Annotated in this window: 14 protein-coding genes; 12 read left to right on the top strand and 2 right to left on the bottom strand. The window is 73.9% G+C overall.

Annotation, left to right across the window (positions count from 1 at the left end; genetic code table 11):
- The first annotated feature begins 31 nt into the window (after positions 1-31).
- The 6 genes from ACLF5H_RS32125 (at position 32) to ACLF5H_RS32100 (ending at position 8,253) form a co-directional block, all read left to right on the top strand.
- Positions 32-1,006, top strand: coding sequence for a UbiA family prenyltransferase (locus ACLF5H_RS32125; protein ID WP_421679532.1), 975 nt, complete (start codon positions 32-34; stop codon positions 1,004-1,006).
- Positions 1,003-2,223 (top strand): FAD-dependent oxidoreductase, encoded by a 1,221-nt coding sequence (locus ACLF5H_RS32120; RefSeq protein ID WP_421679674.1) that lies wholly within the window; start codon positions 1,003-1,005, stop codon positions 2,221-2,223. The genes ACLF5H_RS32125 and ACLF5H_RS32120 overlap by 4 nt, the downstream gene beginning before the upstream one ends.
- A gap of 122 nt (positions 2,224-2,345) precedes the next feature.
- Positions 2,346-3,917, top strand: a complete 1,572-nt coding sequence (locus ACLF5H_RS32115) for a class I adenylate-forming enzyme family protein (RefSeq protein ID WP_421679531.1) — start codon at positions 2,346-2,348, stop codon at positions 3,915-3,917.
- A gap of 90 nt (positions 3,918-4,007) precedes the next feature.
- Positions 4,008-4,817 carry a class I SAM-dependent methyltransferase gene (locus ACLF5H_RS32110; protein ID WP_421679530.1) on the top strand — a complete coding sequence of 270 codons (810 nt, stop codon included), beginning with the start codon at positions 4,008-4,010 and terminating at the stop codon, positions 4,815-4,817.
- A complete protein-coding gene (locus ACLF5H_RS32105; protein ID WP_421679529.1) occupies positions 4,814-6,574 on the top strand; it encodes a CoA transferase in 1,761 nt (586 codons plus the stop codon). Before ACLF5H_RS32110 ends, ACLF5H_RS32105 begins: the two co-directional genes overlap by 4 nt.
- Positions 6,571-8,253, top strand: coding sequence for a class I adenylate-forming enzyme family protein (locus ACLF5H_RS32100; protein ID WP_421679528.1), 1,683 nt, complete (start codon positions 6,571-6,573; stop codon positions 8,251-8,253). The genes ACLF5H_RS32105 and ACLF5H_RS32100 overlap by 4 nt, the downstream gene beginning before the upstream one ends.
- A 141-nt stretch (positions 8,254-8,394) precedes the next feature.
- On the opposite strand, the gene ACLF5H_RS32095 is transcribed toward ACLF5H_RS32100, so the two are convergent.
- Complete coding sequence (locus ACLF5H_RS32095) at positions 8,395-9,327, bottom strand: L,D-transpeptidase (protein WP_421679527.1); 933 nt, start codon at positions 9,325-9,327, stop codon at positions 8,395-8,397.
- A 377-nt stretch (positions 9,328-9,704) separates the two neighbouring features.
- Between ACLF5H_RS32095 and ACLF5H_RS32090 the strand changes: the two genes are divergently transcribed.
- Positions 9,705-10,325 carry a hypothetical protein gene (locus tag ACLF5H_RS32090; RefSeq protein ID WP_421679673.1) on the top strand — a complete coding sequence of 207 codons (621 nt, stop codon included), beginning with the start codon at positions 9,705-9,707 and terminating at the stop codon, positions 10,323-10,325.
- A gap of 27 nt (positions 10,326-10,352) precedes the next feature.
- Here the strand turns inward: ACLF5H_RS32090 and ACLF5H_RS32085 are convergent, their stop codons facing one another.
- The gene (locus ACLF5H_RS32085; RefSeq protein WP_421679526.1) at positions 10,353-10,808 is read right to left on the bottom strand and encodes a hypothetical protein; all 456 of its coding nucleotides are present in this window, start codon (positions 10,806-10,808) and stop codon (positions 10,353-10,355) included.
- Positions 10,809-11,050: 242 nt separating this feature from the next.
- On the opposite strand from ACLF5H_RS32085, the gene ACLF5H_RS32080 reads away from it, so the two are divergent.
- The 5 genes from ACLF5H_RS32080 to ACLF5H_RS32060 all read left to right on the top strand — a co-directional run bounded on the left by ACLF5H_RS32080 (position 11,051) and on the right by ACLF5H_RS32060 (position 17,523).
- Positions 11,051-12,502, top strand: a complete 1,452-nt coding sequence (locus tag ACLF5H_RS32080; protein WP_421679525.1) for a Fic family protein — start codon at positions 11,051-11,053, stop codon at positions 12,500-12,502.
- Between the two features lie 451 nt (positions 12,503-12,953).
- The gene (locus tag ACLF5H_RS32075) at positions 12,954-14,369 is read left to right on the top strand and encodes a family 2B encapsulin nanocompartment shell protein (RefSeq protein ID WP_421679524.1); all 1,416 of its coding nucleotides are present in this window, start codon (positions 12,954-12,956) and stop codon (positions 14,367-14,369) included.
- Positions 14,370-14,553: 184 nt separating this feature from the next.
- Complete coding sequence (locus ACLF5H_RS32070; protein WP_421679523.1) at positions 14,554-15,858, top strand: family 2 encapsulin nanocompartment cargo protein terpene cyclase; 1,305 nt, start codon at positions 14,554-14,556, stop codon at positions 15,856-15,858.
- A 15-nt stretch (positions 15,859-15,873) separates the two neighbouring features.
- Positions 15,874-16,749: a geranyl diphosphate 2-C-methyltransferase gene (locus ACLF5H_RS32065; protein ID WP_421679522.1), complete on the top strand. Its 876-nt coding sequence runs from the start codon at positions 15,874-15,876 to the stop codon at positions 16,747-16,749.
- Positions 16,750-16,893: 144 nt separating this feature from the next.
- Positions 16,894-17,523 carry an aminotransferase class IV gene (locus ACLF5H_RS32060; protein WP_421679521.1) on the top strand — a complete coding sequence of 210 codons (630 nt, stop codon included), beginning with the start codon at positions 16,894-16,896 and terminating at the stop codon, positions 17,521-17,523.
- Positions 17,524-17,581: the final 58 nt, after the last annotated feature.

Raw genomic sequence — 17,581 nt, 5'->3', positions numbered from 1 at the left:
CCCCTCCGACAGACCGACCTGAAAAGGCTCCATGACCGACAGCATCGTGGCCGGCCGTCCCACGGCCGCCACCCACGCTCCCGGCAGGCTGCGCACCTACGCGCGGCTCGGCAAGCTGGACGTGTACGACTACTACCTCGGCGTCTTCCTCGCCCTGGCCGCCGCCCTGTTCCCGCTCGACGCCTTCACCGCCCGCAAGGCGCTGGTGCTGGCGCTGTTCCTGGTCGGGGAGATCGCCGTCCTGATGGCGATGGTCGCCCTGGACGACGTCACCGGGTTCCGCGACGGCAGCGACCTCGCCAACTACGGCCCCGACAACCCCCTGCGCAGCAAGGCACGCAAGCCCCTGGTCGCCGGGGCGCTGACGGTGCCCCAGGCGCTGCGCTTCGCCTGGACCTGCGCGATGGCGGGCGCCCTGCTGTGGACGGCCGCCTCCGCGCTCGCCCCGCACCGCCCGCTGTGGGCGCTGGTCGCCGCGGGAGCGCTGTTCGTGGTGTCACTCCAGTACTCGTACGGTCTGAAGATCAGCTATCACGGTTTCCAGGAGGCGTTCCTGGTCGCCCTCGGCGCCGTGCTCGTGATCGTCCCCTACGGGCTGCTGACGGGGGAGTTCGCCGGCTTCCTGATGGTGCAGGCGGTGCTGTTCGGGTTCGGTCCGCTGATGTTCGGGGTCTACTCCAACACCAACGACGTCGAGGGCGACCGGGCCGTGGGCCGTCCCACCGTGGCCGCGCTGGTCTCCGAGCGGGGCAACGCCGTCTTCATCGGGGTGCTGTCGGCCGCCGAGTTCCTCATCGGCGCGCTCGCCTCGGCCACCGGCACGGCCCCCTGGTGGTTCGTGCTGCTGATGCTCCCCGCGACCGCGCTGCGCACCCGCCAGTACCTGACCGGGTTCGTCCGCGGCGACATCATGACGGCCCGAAGGACCGGCTTCACGGTGCACCGGCTCGGCGTGGTCCTGATGACCGCGGCCAACGTCCTCGTCGGCTGGGGGGCCACCCGATGACCCCCGAACTGGACGTCGCCGTCGTCGGCGCGGGCATCGCCGGACTGACCGCAGCCCATGAACTGCGCCGCGCCGGACTCTCCGTCCGCGTCTACGAGCAACTCCCGCACGTGGGCGGCCGGATGCGCAGCCTGCGCCACCAGGGCTGGACCGTGGACACGGGCGCCGAACAGGTCGCCTCCCGCGGCTACCGCGCCACCTGGGAACTGCTGCGCCGCCTCGGCGTCACCCCGGCCGACGTGCCCCGGGTCGGCGGCGGGGTGGCCGTCTGGCGCGGCGGCCGCGCCCAAATCGGAAGAGCGTCGTGTAGGGGCCGGACTGTCCGTCCGCGCCCGCCGCGACCTGGCCGCCTTCTCCGCCTGGTCCGGCCGCCGCGCCGCCGGTTTCGACGGCGACCGCCCCGAGCGCACCCCGCTCGGCGCCACCACCGTCCGCGAGGCGAGCGCGCGCTACCACCGCGATCTGCACGACTACCTCTTCCAGCCGGTCGCGGGCTGCTTCTTCGGCTGGGACACCGGGCGCTCGGCCGCCGCCCCGCTGGTCAGCCTGCTGCTGGAGGCCGGTGCCCCGAGCAGCTGGCGCACCTACCGCACCGGTATGGACCTCCTCGCCCGGCGGCTCGCCGCCGACACCGAGATGGTCACCGGGCGCACCGTGCGCGAGGTGGTCGACGCGGGCGGGCACGCCGTCCTGCGCTGCGAGGACGGCGAGGTCAGGGCGCGGGCCGCGGTGCTCGCCGTACCCGCACCCGCCGCGCTGGCCCTGCGCCCCGAAGTCCCCGCCGACGAACGGCCGTTCCTCACCGCCTGCACCTTCACCCCGATGCTGAAGGTCAGCTGCCTGCTGGACCGCCCGCTCGCCCCGGCCGCGCGCCGCCCGGTGCACATCCTGCTCACCCCGGCCACCGAGGAACAACTGCTGTCCGGCGTCGTCGTGGACCACGCCAAGGACCCCGGCCGCGCCCCCGAAGGCCGCGGCCTCATCACCCTCGTGGCCGCCCCGCGCCAGGTTCCCGAACTCCTGGACGCCGACCCGGACGAGGCCGCCGACCTGCTGGTCCACGCGGCCGAACGCTATGTCCCCGGCATCGGCGCCGCCCGCCGCCACCACTTCGCGCACACCTTCCGCGACGGCCTGCCCGAAGCCACCCCGGCGGCCCTCGCCGAACGCGCCGCCTTCCTGGACCGGCCGGTGCGCGCGGTGGAGTACGCCGGTGACTGGGTGATGCTCCGTCCCGCGTCCGAGGGCGCCGTGCGCGCGGGCGCGCTCGCCGCGTCCCGCGTCCTGAGCAGGCTCGGCCGGCCCCGCCCGGGCGGCCCCGATCGTCTGGAGAAGTCCGTTGCGACCGCATGACATGGGCACCCTGTTCGACGAGGCCGCGGCGGGCGGCGCCCGCACCGTGTTCCACCTCGACCGGCCCCTCGACATCGCCCCGGACGCCGGAACCCGCTGGAGCGTCCCGGAACTCGCCGACCTCGTCCGGGTCACCGCCGCCCGGCTCGCCGCCGCCGGAGTACGGCCCGGGGACCGGGTGGCGATCGTCAAGGACAACCACTGGGACTACGACCTGCTCGCCTGCGCCGCCGTCCGCGTCGGCGCCGTCCCCGCGCTGCTGTCCGCCCGACTGGAGCCGGAGACCCTGCGCACCCTGCTGGAGCGACTGCGCCCGGCCGCGCTCGTCACCACCTGCGCGCTGCTCGCCCGCTGCCGGGCCGCGAGCCCACCGGTGCGCGTCACCCTCGACGCCGAGGCGCCCGGCGCCGTCCACCTCGCCGCCCTGGACGCGGGCCGGCCTTGCCCACCGGTACGGCGGTCCGACGGCGACCCCCTCGTCATCCACCACACCTCGGGCACCACCGGGGTACCCAAGCTGGTCGTCCACTCCACCCGCACCCTCGTGCACAAACTCGCCCGCTTCGAGGCGGTGCGCTACCCGGGCATCGGCATCCGCCGGGACGACGTCCTGCTCAACGCCAGCGCCTACGCCCACGGCCGGACCTTCTGCTGGACGGCGGTGGTCCTGTCGACCCCGCCCGCCGAGGTCGTCCTGCTCACCGGCGACGACCCGGACACCGCCGACCCGCTGCTGCGCGCCCACCCGCCCACCGTCGTCGAGGCGCTGCCCGCCACCTATGTGCGGATGCGGCCGCTCACCACCCGCCTGGACCACCCCTTCCGGCGCGTCCGCCTCTACATCAGCACCTACGACGCCGTCCACCCGCCCGCCCTGCGCGCCTACCTGACCGCGACCCGCCACCCCCGCCCGCTGTGGATGCAAGGGTGGGGCCAGACCGAGACCGGCCCGCTGACCTTCCGCTTCCACACCCGGCGCGGCACGCTCGCCCCGGACGCGGAGACCACGGCGCGCCGCCTCGGCCGCCCGGTACCCGGCCGGACCCGGCTGCGCGCGGTCGACCCGGACACCCTGCGCCCCGTGCCGCGCGGCCGCCCCGGACTGCTCCTGGTGCGCACCGCCGCCCTCGCCCTCGGCTACCTCACCGAGGACGAACGCTGGGACGCCAAACGCGTCGGCGACTGGTGGTCCACGGGTGACATCGGCGTGCACCACCGCGACGGCAGCGTCAGCGTCCTGGACCGCGAGGTCGACAGCATGCCCGGCCTGAGCTGTCTGCGGACCGAGGACCTCCTGGAGGAACGGCTGCCCGAGGCCCTGGAATGCGTCGTCCTCGGCGCCGCCGACGGCGATCCGCTGCCCGTCGTGATCACCGCCGACGGCCGACTCGACCCGGGCGCCTGGAAAGAGGCCACGAACGGCCTACCGGCACTGCGTGAACCGGCCGTCCTCACCTGGGACGATGTGCCCCGCACCGGCACCGGCAAGGTCCGCCGCGCCGCCCTGGCGCGCCGCCTGACCGGCACCGGGCCCGCGGGCACCGGCCGCTGGACCTGACGGACGGCGCCTCCGGCCTCGCGCGTCAACCCCCTTTTCCCACGGCCGCGTTGTGACCGGCCGACCCCCTCGATGAAAGGAACCACCCGCATGGCACCGCCGGCCCCCGCCCGCGCGGTCTTCGGCAACGGCACCGCGCACAGCCGCGACCAGCACCGCCAACTGGAGGCCGCCTACGACCCGGTGACCCTGCCCCGGCTGGCCGCCGCGGGCGTCGGTCCGGGCTGGCACTGCCTGGAGATCGGCGCGGGCGGCGGCAGCATCGCCCGCTGGCTGGCGAGGCGGGTCGCACCGGGCGGCTCGGTCCTCGCCACCGACCGCGACCCCCGCGACCTCGTCCCCGGCCCGCGACTGGAGGTCGCCGCACTCGACGTGGCCCGCGACCCGCTGCCCGAGGCGGTCTACGACCTGATCGTGGCGCGCCTGGTGCTCCAGCACGTGCCCTCCCGCGCCGCCGTCCTGCCCCGGCTCGTACGCGCCCTGCGGCCCGGCGGACTGCTCCAGATCGACGAGATCGACGCCTCCTACGAGCCCCCGCTGCTGACCCCGGACGCGGCGGCCGAGGCGCTGTACCTCCGCTTCCTGCGGGCCAAGTCGGCCGCGATGCGCGCCGCGGGCGGCGACCCGCACTGGGGACGCGCCGTGCCCGCCGCCCTGCGCGCGGCGGGACTGACCGCCGTCGACGTCCATCTGCACATCGGCGTCCGCCACGCCCAGGACCCCGGCCTGGGGCTCCAGGCGAACCACACCCGCAACCTCCGCGACCGGCTGGTGGAGCAGGGCATGACCGACGAAGAGCTGGACCGGGTAAGGCAGTTGATGCGCGATCCCGGCTTCCGCGCCGCCTCCAGCGTCTTCTACTCGGTGCAGGGCCGGCGGCCCGGCGGGGAGGGCAGGTGAGTCCTCGTACCGCCGTACGGCCGCTGGTCGCCGCCGCCGTCGCCGACCGGTTGCTCCGGCACACCGCACCGGGTGTGCCGAAGGTGCGCCCCACGCTCGACTGGGCCGGTCCGGTCGGCATGGAACTGCCGGACGAGCGTGCCGTACAGGCCGCCTGCGGGCTCATGCACCTCCACGGCCGGGCCACCGGCGGCCCGGCCCCGCTCGCCGTCGACTACGCCTCGGTGGTGGCCGGGGTCCTCGCCGCCCAGGGCGTCACCGCCGCCGGGCTCGGGCGGGCCCGCGGACTGGACCTGCGCGCGGTGCGGACCTCGGTCGCGCAGGGGGCGCTGCTGGCGGCCGCCCAGTACCTCGCCGCCGCGACGGCCCGCGAAGGTGACGGCCCGCCCTCGGCGGCGGAGCCGGAGCCGTGCGCGGCCGGTCTCGCGACCCTGGAGACGTCCGACGGCGCCCGTGTGGAGCTGGAGACCCTCGACCCGCTGGCCTGGCGGGAGTTCTGGGCCCGGCTCGGCGCCCCGCCCGCCCTCGCGGGCCGCGGCTGGCTGCCCTTCCAGCAGCGGTTCGCCACCGCCGTATGCCCGTTGCCCGACGAACTGCGCGCCGCCGCCCGCCGCCGGACCCTGCCGGACCTGGTGGCCGCCGCGTCCGACACCGGCGTCAGCCTCCTCACCCTCGGCACCGACCCCGCCCCGGCCGTCCACCCCGAACCCTGGCGCCTCACCCCCGCACCGGCCGCCCACCCTGAACACCGGCTGCCCGCACCGGCCGTCACCCCGGCTCCCGGGCGCCGGACGTCCGGATCCGCGCACCCGGCTCCCGATATGCCGGTCCCGCCCCTGCCGCTCGCGGGCCTGCGGGTGGTGGAGTCCACGCGCCGGGTGCAGGGCCCCCTCGCCGGACACGTCCTCGGGATGCTGGGCGCCGAGGTGATCCGGATCGAGCCCCCGGGCGGCGACCCGATGCGCTGGCTGCCCCCGCTGGCCGGGGACACCTCGGCCCGGTTCACGGCCCTCAACGCGGGCAAGCGCGTCGTCGAGGCCGATCTGACGACGGCGCAGGGGCGGGAGACGGTACGCGCGCTGGCCGCCGAGGCCGACGCCTTCGTGCACAACTGGGCCCCCGGCAAGGCCGCCAGGCTCGGCCTGGACGCCGCCGACCTGCTGTCCGCCCGTCCCGCCCTGGTGTACGCCTGGGCCTCCGGCTTCGGCGACACCCTCGGCGACCGGCCGCCCCTCGGCACCGACTACCTCGCCCAGGCGCACAGCGGACTCGCCGCCGCCGTACGCCCGGCCGACGAACCCCCGGCCCCCTCCCTGATGACCCTCACCGACGTCCTCGGCGGACTGGTGTGCGCCCAGGGCGTGCTGGCCGCGCTGGCACAGCGGGAGGGGACCGGGCGGGGCGGCCGCGTCGACTCCAGCCTGGTCTCCGCCGCCGCCCTGATCCCGCGCCCCGCGCACCGGGCACGCTGGACGGCACTGGACCGCCCCGTGCGCACCGCGGACGGCCATCTGTACCTCGGCCCCGAGGCCCGCGCGCGTCCCGAGGCGGTGCGCCGGCTGCTGGACCGCGCCGGCCCGTCGGCCCTCACCACCGGCGAGTGGACGCACCGCCTGGCCGAAGCGGGCCTGACCGCCACCCCCGTCCACACCGACCTGGCCGCCCTGGCCGACGACCCCGCCTTCAAGGCGGCCGTCGCCCCACCGGACCCGCTCATCGGCCACGCCCGACCGCACGCGCCTTGGGAGTTCGCATGACCGTCGCCCCCGCCACCCTCCCCGCGGCCCGGGGCGGACACCTGGCGTGGACCTCACGCGCCGGTGTGCCCTTCCCCGACCTGGTGCCCCGGGCCCGCCGCCTGGCCTGGGTGTCCGAGGGCCTGTGCCCGGACACCGACCTGTACACGCTGTTCACCGCCCGGGTCCGCGAACACCCGGACCGCGCCGCCCTGGTGGACGCCGCCGGGACGCTGACCTACGCGGCCCTGGGCGCCGAAGTCCGCCGTGTCGCCGCCCTGTTCGCCGGATCGGGCCTCGCCGCCGGGGACGTGGTCGCGCTGCGGCTGCCCGACGGACGCGACGCGGTGGCCGCCGAACTCGCCGTGTACGCGCTCGGCGCGGTCGCCCTGCCCCTGCCCCCGGGCGGCGACGACCGCGACACCCGGGCCCTGCTGGCCCGCTCCCGGGCCCGCGCCGCCGTGCTCGCCTCCGCCCACCAGATCCGGGCGCTCGCGGACCTGCCCCACCTGGTCACCCGGTACGTCCCCGGCCCGGACCGCACCGGCGCGCTCGGCCTGCACCCGCCCCGGACCCGAGCCCCCGAGCCCTGGCGGCCGGGGCCCGTCGACCCCTACGGGCCCGCCCGCATCCTGGTGTCGTCCGGCTCCGAGACCGAGCCCAAGATGGTCGCCTACAGCCATCACGCCCTCGCAGGCGGCCGGGCCCGCTACGTCCGCGCCCTGCACCCGGACCCCGCGGTGCCGCCCCGCCACCTCGTCCTGGTCCCGCTGGCCTCCTCCTTCGGCTCCCTCGGCACCCCGGTCACCCTCGCCGTGCTCGGCGGCACCCTGATCGTGCCGTCGCGGTTCGACCCGGCGGACACGCTGCGACTGATCGCCGAGCACCGGCCCACCCATCTGTTCGCGGTGCCCACCATGCTGCGCCGCATCGCCGACCTTCCGGCCCGGCCGGGCGAGGACACCTCGTCGTTGCGCGCCGTCGTCTCCAGCGGCGCCGCCCTGCCACCGGCCGTCGCGAAGGCGTGCCGCCGCCGCTTCGGCCGCCCGGTGGTGACCGTCTACGGCTCCTCGGACGGCGTCAACTGCCATACGGCGGGGGAGAGCCGGCCCACGGGCGACAGCGTCGGCACCCCCGACCCCGGGGTCGCCCGCATCCGGATCACCGGCCCCGACGGCGGCCCGCTGCCCACCGGACAGCGCGGCCAGATCGAGGCATTGGGCCCGATGACGCCCCTGTGCTACGTCAACTCGCCCGAGCTGAACGCCCGTTACCGCACCCCCGACGGCTGGGTGCGCACGGGCGACCTGGGCCGCCTGGACGAGCACGGCAGGCTGCACGTCCTGGGCCGGCTCAAGCGCATCGTCGTACGCGGCGGCCTCAACATCAGCCTCGCCGAGGTGGAACACGAACTGGGCGGCCATCCCTGCGTCGCCGAGGCGGTGTGCGTCCCGGTGCCCGACCCCGACCTCGGGGAACGCCTGTGCGCCTGCGTCCGCCCGGCCCCCGGCACACCGGCGCCCACGCCTGCCGACCTCACCGAACATCTGCTGTCCCGTGGCCTGGGCCGCCGGAAACACCCCGAACTCCTGCTGCTGGTGGACGAGATGCCGCTCGGCCCCACCGGCAAGATCTGCTACCAGACACTGACCGCGTGGGCGGCCCGGCAGGAGAGGAACCGGTCCCTGGAGCCACCGTGATCGGGGGCTCGGTGCCCGGGCGCGGTGCCGGGGTGCGCGGGAGGCGTAGCCCATCCGGCTTCTCGGAGCCGCCGTACGCGCAGCACGGCCCTCGCCGCCTTGCGGCGGCGAGGGCCGTCCGGGATGCCGAGCGGCGGTGGATCACAGCGCCGAGGTCGTGCCCTCCCCGGAGGCGCTGCCCGCGAGCCACTGGGTCCAGTCCAGGTTGAAGTCCGCGTAGCCGTTGTCGGGGTCCGCCTTGGCGCGGGACGAGCCGGTGATGGTGACCGGGTCGCCCTGCTTGACCTGCCCGTAGAACCACTTGGCGTCCGACAGGGACAGATGGACGCAGCCGTGCGAGCCGCGCGCGCTGCCGCCGCCCGGCGTGGGGTCACCGGTCGAGTAGTGGACGTACGTACCGCTCTGGGTCAGGTGCACGTCCCAGGGCAGCGTGAGGTCGTAGTAGTTGGGGCTGCCCTTGTCACAGCTGATGCCGACGCTGCAGGAGGTCATGTGGACCTTCTCCTGCTTGTCGATGACGGCCATGATGCCGTTCCACGTCGGGTACTGGGGGCTGCCCGCGTTGATGGACAGGGTGCGCACCAGCTTGCCGTCGCGGGTCACCTTCATGGTGTGGCCGGTGACCGAGACGTCCGCGCGGACGTCGTCGCCGATCGTGAAGGTGTGCGTGTAGTCGTGCACGCCGTAGCGTCCCGCGCCGTTGCTGACGCCCTGCATGTCGGCGTCGATCTTCACCTTCGTGCCGGAGGGCCAGTAGTCCTTCGGCCGCCAGTCGGCGCGCTTGTCGCCGAACCAGTGCCAGGCGCCGGCCACCGGCTGGGAGGTGCTGACCTTCATGTGCTTCTCCACCGTGGCCCGCGCCTTGGCCGCCACGGGGTCGGTGAAGACCACCGAGATCGGCATGGCCACGCCCACGGTGGTGCCGTTCTGCGGGGTGATCGTGTCCAGCAGCATCGGCGGACCCGCGGGCTTCGTCGGCGAAGCGGAGGCGCTCGGGGCCGACTTGCCCGGCGCCTTCGCGTCACCGCCGACCGTGTTGGAGCCACTGCCGCCGCCGCAGGCGCTCGCACCCATCAGCACGGCACCCGTGACCAGTGCGATCCCTATGCTGCCCTTGCGCCGTCCCACTGCCTACCCCGCTCTCTCGTACCTTCGGCCCTGACGGGCCCGACTCCCTGCCAGACAAGGAGAAGGCGGACCTCAGTTGCGTGTCCCGCGCAAAGAGTGTCCCAAACTCCTGTGGGCCGTCCGACGGGGGAGCGGTGCCCTGCGCCCCCGTCGTCGACCCGCCGATCCCTGCCCCGGCCCGCGCCCCGCCAACCGCGCCCGCACACAGGGACGTTGGACCCTGGTACCGGAGCCCTTCGGCCTCCGGCCCCGGGTGGTGCGCGCCGGGAAAGTGGAGGCGTCAACGAAAACAGGACCTGGGCATGCCAGAGGGGACCACCATCATGGCCGTGCACGAGCACTCCCACCGCCACCCGGGCTCGCGCCTGTCGTTCCGGAAGGACCGGACCGCAACCCCGCTCGCCGTGTCGGCGGGCATCGACACGCACACCGGGCGGGCGCGCGCGCTCGCGTCCCTGCGCATCCTGACCGGGTTCGTCTTCCTGTGGGCGTTCCTCGACAAGACCTTCGGCCTCGGCTACGCCACGGCGTCCGGCAAGGCGTGGATCGACGGGGTGTCCCCGACGAAGGGGTTCCTCGGCTCCGTCGCCGTGGGCCCCCTGCGGTCGACGTTCCACGCGTGGGCCGGTGCCGGCTGGGCCGACTGGCTGTTCATGCTGGGCATGCTCGGCATCGGCACGGCCGTGACGATCGGCCTGCCACTACGGCCGGCCGCGGTCGCGGGCACCGCCATGATGGCCCTGATGTGGGCCGCCGAATGGCCGCCCGCCCGGCATCTGGCCGACGGCTCGCCGAGCATGTCGACGAATCCGTTCGCCGACTACCACCTGATCTACGCGGTGGCGCTGATCGCCGTGGCGGCCGTCGGCGCGGGCACCACCTGGGGCCTGGGCCGCTGGTGGGCCGGACTGCCGGTCGTACGCGACCACGCGTGGCTGCGCTGACCTCGGCCGCGCGTCGGCCCGGGACACTCAGCAGCCGTCCCGCTCCGGCTCGATCGTCACCTTGCTGTGGAACCTGAGCACCTGGGTGTCCGTATAGGTGTTCCTGCTGACCCGGTACCAGACACGGTCCCGCGAGCGCTTGCCGCCCACATCGTCCAGCATGACGCACCAGCGCTCCTGGCGGACCACTCGGCGGTAGGTCTCGGTGCCCCGCCGCACCTTGGTGCACACGGTCGTCGACCTGGTCGTGTACCAGGTGCGCTTCTTGCCGCCGTGCCCGGACGTGTGCCGCACCCGCTTGGATCCGGAGTGGCATTGCCTGACCAGGTGCGGCCGCGTCGCGAGCCTGCTCGTCGCCGGAACCCGCCGGGTGGTGTCCAGCAGTCCCGACACCTTCCGCGGCTGGCCGGAACAGCCCCCGAGCGCGGCCGCGACGACCAGGACCACCGCGACGAGCGCCGTCCGGCGTATGTGCTGCTGCACGTTCCTCCTCCATTCGCCCCCCGGGAGAGGACGACCGCCTGGCGCCCCCGGCCGGTGTGAGCCCCCGGGAGTATGACCGACCACCGCCAAGATTCCGAAACCCGCCCGCGGCGCACGGGCGACGACGCCGGGACGCCGGGACGCCGGGACGGGCACGGCGGGGCGGGCGCGGTGGGGCGGGCACGGTGGGGCGGGCCGTAATCCGCTTGAACGACTGTCGGACGAACGGACAGGCTTACGCGGTGAACAGCACCCTGAACCCCCGCCACCTGGACTGGGCCGATGTGGACCCCGCCCGCCACCCCTTCGACAGGGCCTCGGTATCGCGGGTGGTGCGGTCGCTCGGTCCCGCCCTCAGGGTGCCCAGCCGCCCCGACGGCTTCGCCACCGGCCCGGCGACGCGCGACTGGAGCTGGGACGTGGCCGATCCCTGGGCCGACGCCATGGCGCACGCCCTCGCCGAGCACTACGGCCACTGGACCGCGGGCTGGCGCTGGGCGCACGACGAGGGCGACTACGACGGGGGACCGGTCGGAAGCTGGTGCTGCCCGCGGCACTCGATCACCACCCCGCGGGAGACCCTCGACCGCGTCGTCGCGGCGCTGTGCGAATGGCGCGAGTGGCTGGAGAGCCTCGCCCGGTGGTTCGAGCCGTACCCGCTGGACCTGGCCGATGTCGAGGACCAGCGGATCCTGTGGGAGCGCGCCGCGCGGAACCTGATCCTCCAGGTGACCGACCGCACCGGCTGCGGCAGCGGCTGGTACGGACACTGCCGACAGGTCCTCGGCTGGTTCCTCAGCCGCTGGGACGTGGCGCCCGAAGTCGCGGACGAACTGGTCGACGAGGCGATCGGGGGACGGTTCGAGAGCTGGACCGGCCCCGCCCCGGCCCTGGTCGAGGACGTCGCGGACCGGCTCGCCGGCTCGCTGCGGCCGGAGGACCGCGCACGGCCCGCCGCCGCTCCCGTACCGGATCACCTCGAACGATGGCTCGTCGTACGCCGGTCCGTGCCCTGGCGGGACGCTTCGGACGAGGGGGAGAAGGGACCCCTGACCCCGCTGCGCGACCGCGTGGCGGAGGACATCCGGGCCTTCGACGGCGCCCTGGACCCGACCCGCGCCCAGGGCCTGCTCACCGCCCTCGAACTGCTCCGCGCCGATGCCGCGCGCGGCGCCACGTTCGACTTCGCCCTGCTCCAGAGCTGGCAGCGACATGTCCTGGGCACACCGGGTCCACCGCCGCTGCGCACCCTGCCGGCCTTCGCCAAACGAGGCCGGGAACGCTACGGCATCGCCCCGGACATCCGCGCCCGCCTCGACGCCTGCCTGGCCGAGAGCGCCCGGGAGACCGGGAGTGCCCGGGAGGCCGGGAGTGTCCGGGAGGCCGGGAGTGCCCGGGACGCCGGGAGTGCCCGGGACGCCGAGAGCCCGCTCCCTCTCACCGCCCGAGCCGCCCGCGCCCATCTCGACGTCTGCTTCTTCCACCCCTTCGACGACGGCAACGCCCGCGCCGCCCTCCTCGCCCTGCTCTTCGTCCTCGCCCGCGAAGGCGTCGTACCCGACGGCGTCGGCCTGATCCGCCGTCGCACCTACCGGGCCGACGATCCCGAGGACGCGCTGTCCCTCGCCGGGTCCATCGGCTTCCACCTCGCGGACACCCGACGCAAGGTGCGCGCCGCCGACCCGACCGCCTGATCCCCGGGCACCACCGACTCTCCTCCGGGTCCTGGACGGCCGGCGGCGCCACGTCCTCGGCATCCCCGACGGCCGCCGCCGGCCGGTCCTCACCTGAGGATCCCGGCCCGGTCTCCGGCATGGAATCGAACACCGGTGGCCGTTCCTCGACGCGTCCTGGCTTGATCAGGTACGGGCGCGACGCGGTGATCGTCTTGTGCGGCCCGCCGCGTGGCGCCCCGGCCCCTGCGAAGGTGGCGCAATGCCATCCATCGGCCCGATAAACCGTGTTCAATTTTTTATCACTGCTTCGAAGTAAGCGCGTCGGCATTCCGGAGGCACGGCCTGACCGGCCATTACGGTCCTCTGCGTGGGCGGATCCCCGAGATCCTCCCCTTCACCATTCCTCCCTTTCGCGGTCGGCGCCCCGTGCGCGTCGACCGCCCTGTCACGCAAGGAGAGGCCCACCCCGATGACCGTCGACAGCAGCCCGGAGCCCCGGACCGTATCGGCCGCACCGCAGCAGTCCCTGAGCACCGCCGCCGCCCGCAACCTCGCCACCACCACCAAGTCCGCCCCGCAGATGCAGGAGATCACCTCCCGCTGGTTGCTGCGGATGCTCCCCTGGGTCGAGACCAAGGGCGGCGCCTACCGGGTCAACCGGCGGCTGCGCCACACCCTGGGCGACGGACGCATCGAGTTCGTCCAAGAGGGCGCCACGGTCCGGGTGATCCCCCGCGAACTCGGTGAACTGGCCCTGCTGCGGGGCTTCGAGGACCTCGACGCCCTCACCGCCCTCGCCGACCGCTGCACCCAGCGCGACTTCGCCGCCGGCGAGGTCCTCGTCGAACGCGGCACGCCCGCCGACCGCATCCACATGATCGCCCACGGCCGCGTCAGCCAGACCGGCCACGGCCAGTACGGCACGGAAGTCGCCCTGGCGGTCCTCGCGGACGGCGAGCACTTCGGCGAGGAAGCCCTCCTGGACGGCGACTCCCACCACGCCTACACGGCCATCGCCCAGACCTCCGGCACCCTCCTCACCCTCTCCCGGGCCGACTTCGCCGCCGTGCACGACTCCGCACCGAGCCTGCGGACCCACATCGAACGGTTCAGCTCCGCCACCCGCAAACGGCAGAACAAGTACGGCGAGGCCGAGATCGCCATGTCGGCCGGTCACGTCGGCGAGGCCGAACTGCCGCACACCTTCGTCGACTACGAGCTGAACCCGCGCGAGTACGAGCTCTCCGTCGCCCAGACCATCCTGCGCGTCCACACCCGGGTCGCCGACCTCTACAACGGGCCGATGAACCAGACGGAGGAGCAACTCCGGCTCACCGTCGAGGCGTTGCGGGAGCGCCAGGAGCACGAGCTCATCAACAACCCCGAGTTCGGGCTGCTGCACAACGCCGACTTCAAGCAGCGCATCCAGCCCCACTCCGGGCCGCCGACCCCGGACGACATGGACGAGCTGCTCACCCGCCGCCGGGGCACCAAGTTCTTCCTCGCGCACCCGAGGACGATCGCCGCGATCGGCCGCGGCTTCACCGCCTGCGGCCTCTACCCGGACCACGTCGACGTCGGCGGACAGACCGTCCCGGCCTGGCGCGGGGTCCCGATCCTGCCCTGCAACAAGATCCCGATCAGCGAGGAGCAGACCAGCTCCATCATCGCGATGCGCACGGGCGAGGAGAACCAGGGAGTCGTCGGCCTGTGGCAGACGGGCCTGATGGAGGAGCACGAGCCGGGCCTGTCGGTGCGCTTCATGGGGATCAACGAGCAGGCGGTCACCTCCTACCTCGTCAGCACGTACTACTCCGCCGCGGTCCTCGTCCCCGACGCGCTCGGCGTGCTGGAGAACGTGCACATCGCCCGCAGGCGGGACTAGGGCCTCCCGTTCGGATCACGCCGGGCTCGCGGGCCCTGACACCGTGCCTCGGCACTGGACCCCGCTCCCTGATCCGGCCTGATCCCGACGAAGGACCCCAGAGGAACCGTTTCGCGCAGGAGGCCGCCAACCCGTCCCCACGCGGCGCGGGTTCGCCCTCCGCCGCCGCAGCAAGGAGTCGCAGATGCCCGCACCCGGGCCCCTCGGACCAACCGCCCCCGCGCAGCAGCCGCCCACTCCCTCGATCCGGGCGGCCGTCGCCACGTCCACGGAACCGGTCACCCCGCCCGCCCTCGCCGTCGGCCCCGGCCTCCGGCGGATCCTCGGCGGACCGACCGGCCTGGGCACGTCCTCGCTCTCCCTGGCCCGCGCCCTCAAACCACCGGCCCCGGACGCCAACCCGGCCCCGGACCCCAACCCGGCAGCGACACCGCACCCGGCACCGGAATCGGACCAGGTACCCCCCGTGGCCCCCGCCCTCGCCTCGGAGGCCGCCGCCTCCTCCTCCGAAGGCCCCGTCGTCCCCGGCCTCTACCACCACCCCGTCCCGGAGCCCGACCCCGTCCGTGTCGAGGAGGTGAGCCGCCGGATCAAGCGCTGGGCCGAGGACGAGGTCCAGCTCTATCCCGAGGAGTGGGAGGGCCAGTTCGACGGCTTCTCCGTCGGCCGCTACATGGTCGCCTGCCACCCCGACGCCCCCGGCATCGACCATCTGATGCTCGCCACCCGGCTGATGGTCGCGGAGAACGCCGTCGACGACTGCTACTGCGAGGACCACGGCGGCTCGCCCATCGGCCTCGGCGGCCGTATCCTCCTCGCGCACACCACGCTCGACCCCCTCCACACCACACCGGAGTACGCCCCGGCGTGGGCGGAGTCGCTCGGCTCCGACGCGCCACGGCGCGCGTACCGCAGCGCGATGGACTACTTCGTCCGCGCCGCCACGCCCTCCCAGTCCGACCGCTACCGGCACGACATGGCCCGGCTGCACATGGGCTACCTGGCCGAGGCCGCGTGGGCGCAGACCGAGTACGTGCCGGAGGTGTGGGAGTACCTGGCGATGCGCCAGTTCAACAACTTCCGCCCCTGCCCGACCATCACCGACACCGTCGGCGGCTATGAACTGCCGGCCGATCTGCACGCCCTGCCGAAGATGCAGCGGGCCATCGCCCTCGCCGGCAACGCGGCCACCATCGTCAACGACCTCTACTCCTACACCAAGGAACTCGACAGCCCCGGCCTGCACCTGAACCTGCCGGTGGTGATCGCGAAGCGCGAGCAACTCCGCGAGCGAGAGGCGTACTTGAAGGCCGTCGAGGTCCACAACCAGCTCATGCACGCCTTCGAGGCCGCCGCGGCCGAGGTCGCGGCGGAGTGCCCCCTGCCCAACGTGCTGCGCTTCCTCAAGGGCGTGGCCACCTGGGTCGACGGCAACCACGACTGGCACCGCACCAACACCTTCCGCTACAGCCTGCCCGACTTCTGGTAAAGAACGGATATTCCTGTGACCACGGAAACCACCCCCGCCCTCTCCGCGACGATCCCGGCCCCGGCGACCCCCTACCAGGAGGACATCGCCCGGTACTGGAACAACGAGGCGCGGCCGGTGAACCTGCGCCTCGGTGACGTGGACGGCCTCTACCACCACCACTACGGCATCGGCGCCGTCGACCACGCCGCGCTCGGCGACCCGGAGCACCGCGAGTACGAGAAGAAGCTCATCGCCGAGCTGCACCGGCTGGAGTCCGCCCAGGCGGAGCTGCTCCTGGACCATCTCGGTGCCATCACGGGCGACGACACCCTCGTGGACGCCGGCTGCGGGCGCGGCGGCTCCATGGTGATGGCCCACCGCCGCTTCGGCTGCCGGGTGCAGGGCGTCACCCTGTCCGAGACGCAGGCCGAGTTCGGCAACGGGCGCGCGCGGGACCTCCGTATCCAGGACCATGTCCGCTCCCATGTCTGCAACATGCTCGACACCCCCTTCGAGAAGGGCAGCGTCGCCGCCTCGTGGAACAACGAGTCCACGATGTACGTCGACCTGCACGACCTGTTCGCCGAGCACTCCCGCTTCCTGGAGGTCGGCGGCCGCTATGTGACGATCACCGGCTGCTGGAACCCGCGTTACGGCCAGCCGTCCAAGTGGGTCTCCCAGATCAACGCCCACTTCGAGTGCAACATCCACTCCCGCCGGGAGTACCTGCGCGCCATGGCCGACAACCGGCTCGTGCCCCAGACCATCATCGACCTGACCCCCGACACCCTGCCCTACTGGGAGCTGCGGGCCACCTCCTCCCTGGTCACCGGCATCGAGGAGGCCTTCATCGAGTCCTACCGCGACGGCTCCTTCCAGTACGTCCTGATCGCCGCCGACCGCGTCTGACACCCGGCCGACTGCACAGCCGCCCAGGCGGTCAGGGCCGCGCCCCCCACCTCCGGGCCCCGCCCTGACCGCCTCCGCGCTCGTCGTGTCCTTGTGACGGCCCCGCTGATCTCCTGCTCCGGTGGGCCGGCTGCACTTCGCGGCATGGACGCAGGGCCACCCCGAGGACTACCGTTCAACGGCGTCGAAGCGGACAACGACGACCTGAAGCTGCCCGCGCGGGCCAACTACGCGCATTTCACGTCCATGCAGGCACGCGACGGGGCGGTCCGCGGCCTGGACCTGCATCTGAAGCGGCTGGACGACAGCACCCGGGAGCTGTTCGGCACCGGCCTGGACCCCGATCGCGTACGCGCCTGCCTGCGGCACGCCCTGCGCGCCTCCCCGGACGCGGTGACCGCCCGGGTGACCGTCTTCAGCCGCCGCCAGGACGCCGTCCTGCGCGGCGAGCACACGGAACCGGACCTGGCCGTGACGACGACCGCGCCCCTGGACGCGCGAACCTCACCGGTACGGCTGCGGACGACGACGTACGAGCGGGACCTTCCCCACGTCAAGCACTCCGGCACCTTCGGACTCAGCCTCCGCCGCCGGGCGGTCCTCGACGGCTACGACGATGTCCTGTTCACCGACCGCGACGGCCGGATCAGCGAGGCCTCGATCTCCCCGGCCGTCCCGGTCGCGCGCATCGACGAGACGGCGCTGACCGTCGATCCCGACGTCACTGCACTACTCGTGAAGTGCTACGAGTCCAACCCCTGGCAGCCCCTCTAGCACCGCGCTAAGGACCGCCGACGGTCTTCCGCGACACCTTCCGGGCCGTCTGTTTGGC

Source organism: Streptomyces sp. LaBMicrA B280, assembly GCF_049222185.1.
In the GTDB taxonomy this organism is placed as follows: domain Bacteria; phylum Actinomycetota; class Actinomycetes; order Streptomycetales; family Streptomycetaceae; genus Streptomyces; species Streptomyces murinus.
Note: the sequence above shows the minus strand (reverse complement) of the source record. Positions and strands in the feature narration are given on the sequence as shown.

Bases quoted from the DNA above. Each gene is read 5' to 3' on its own strand.
- ACLF5H_RS32090 (WP_421679673.1), top strand. From the start codon at position 9,705: ATGGCCGTGCACGAGCACTCCCACCGCCACCCGGGCTCGCGCCTGTCG.
- ACLF5H_RS32075 (WP_421679524.1), top strand. From the start codon at position 12,954: ATGACCGTCGACAGCAGCCCGGAGCCCCGGACCGTATCGGCCGCACCG.
- ACLF5H_RS32125 (WP_421679532.1), top strand. From the start codon at position 32: ATGACCGACAGCATCGTGGCCGGCCGTCCCACGGCCGCCACCCACGCT.
- ACLF5H_RS32070 (WP_421679523.1), top strand. From the start codon at position 14,554: ATGCCCGCACCCGGGCCCCTCGGACCAACCGCCCCCGCGCAGCAGCCG.
- ACLF5H_RS32060 (WP_421679521.1), top strand. From the start codon at position 16,894: ATGGACGCAGGGCCACCCCGAGGACTACCGTTCAACGGCGTCGAAGCG.
- ACLF5H_RS32100 (WP_421679528.1), top strand. From the start codon at position 6,571: ATGACCGTCGCCCCCGCCACCCTCCCCGCGGCCCGGGGCGGACACCTG.
- ACLF5H_RS32120 (WP_421679674.1), top strand. From the start codon at position 1,003: ATGACCCCCGAACTGGACGTCGCCGTCGTCGGCGCGGGCATCGCCGGA.
- ACLF5H_RS32110 (WP_421679530.1), top strand. From the start codon at position 4,008: ATGGCACCGCCGGCCCCCGCCCGCGCGGTCTTCGGCAACGGCACCGCG.
- ACLF5H_RS32095 (WP_421679527.1), bottom strand. From the start codon at position 9,327: ATGGGTGCGAGCGCCTGCGGCGGCGGCAGTGGCTCCAACACGGTCGGC.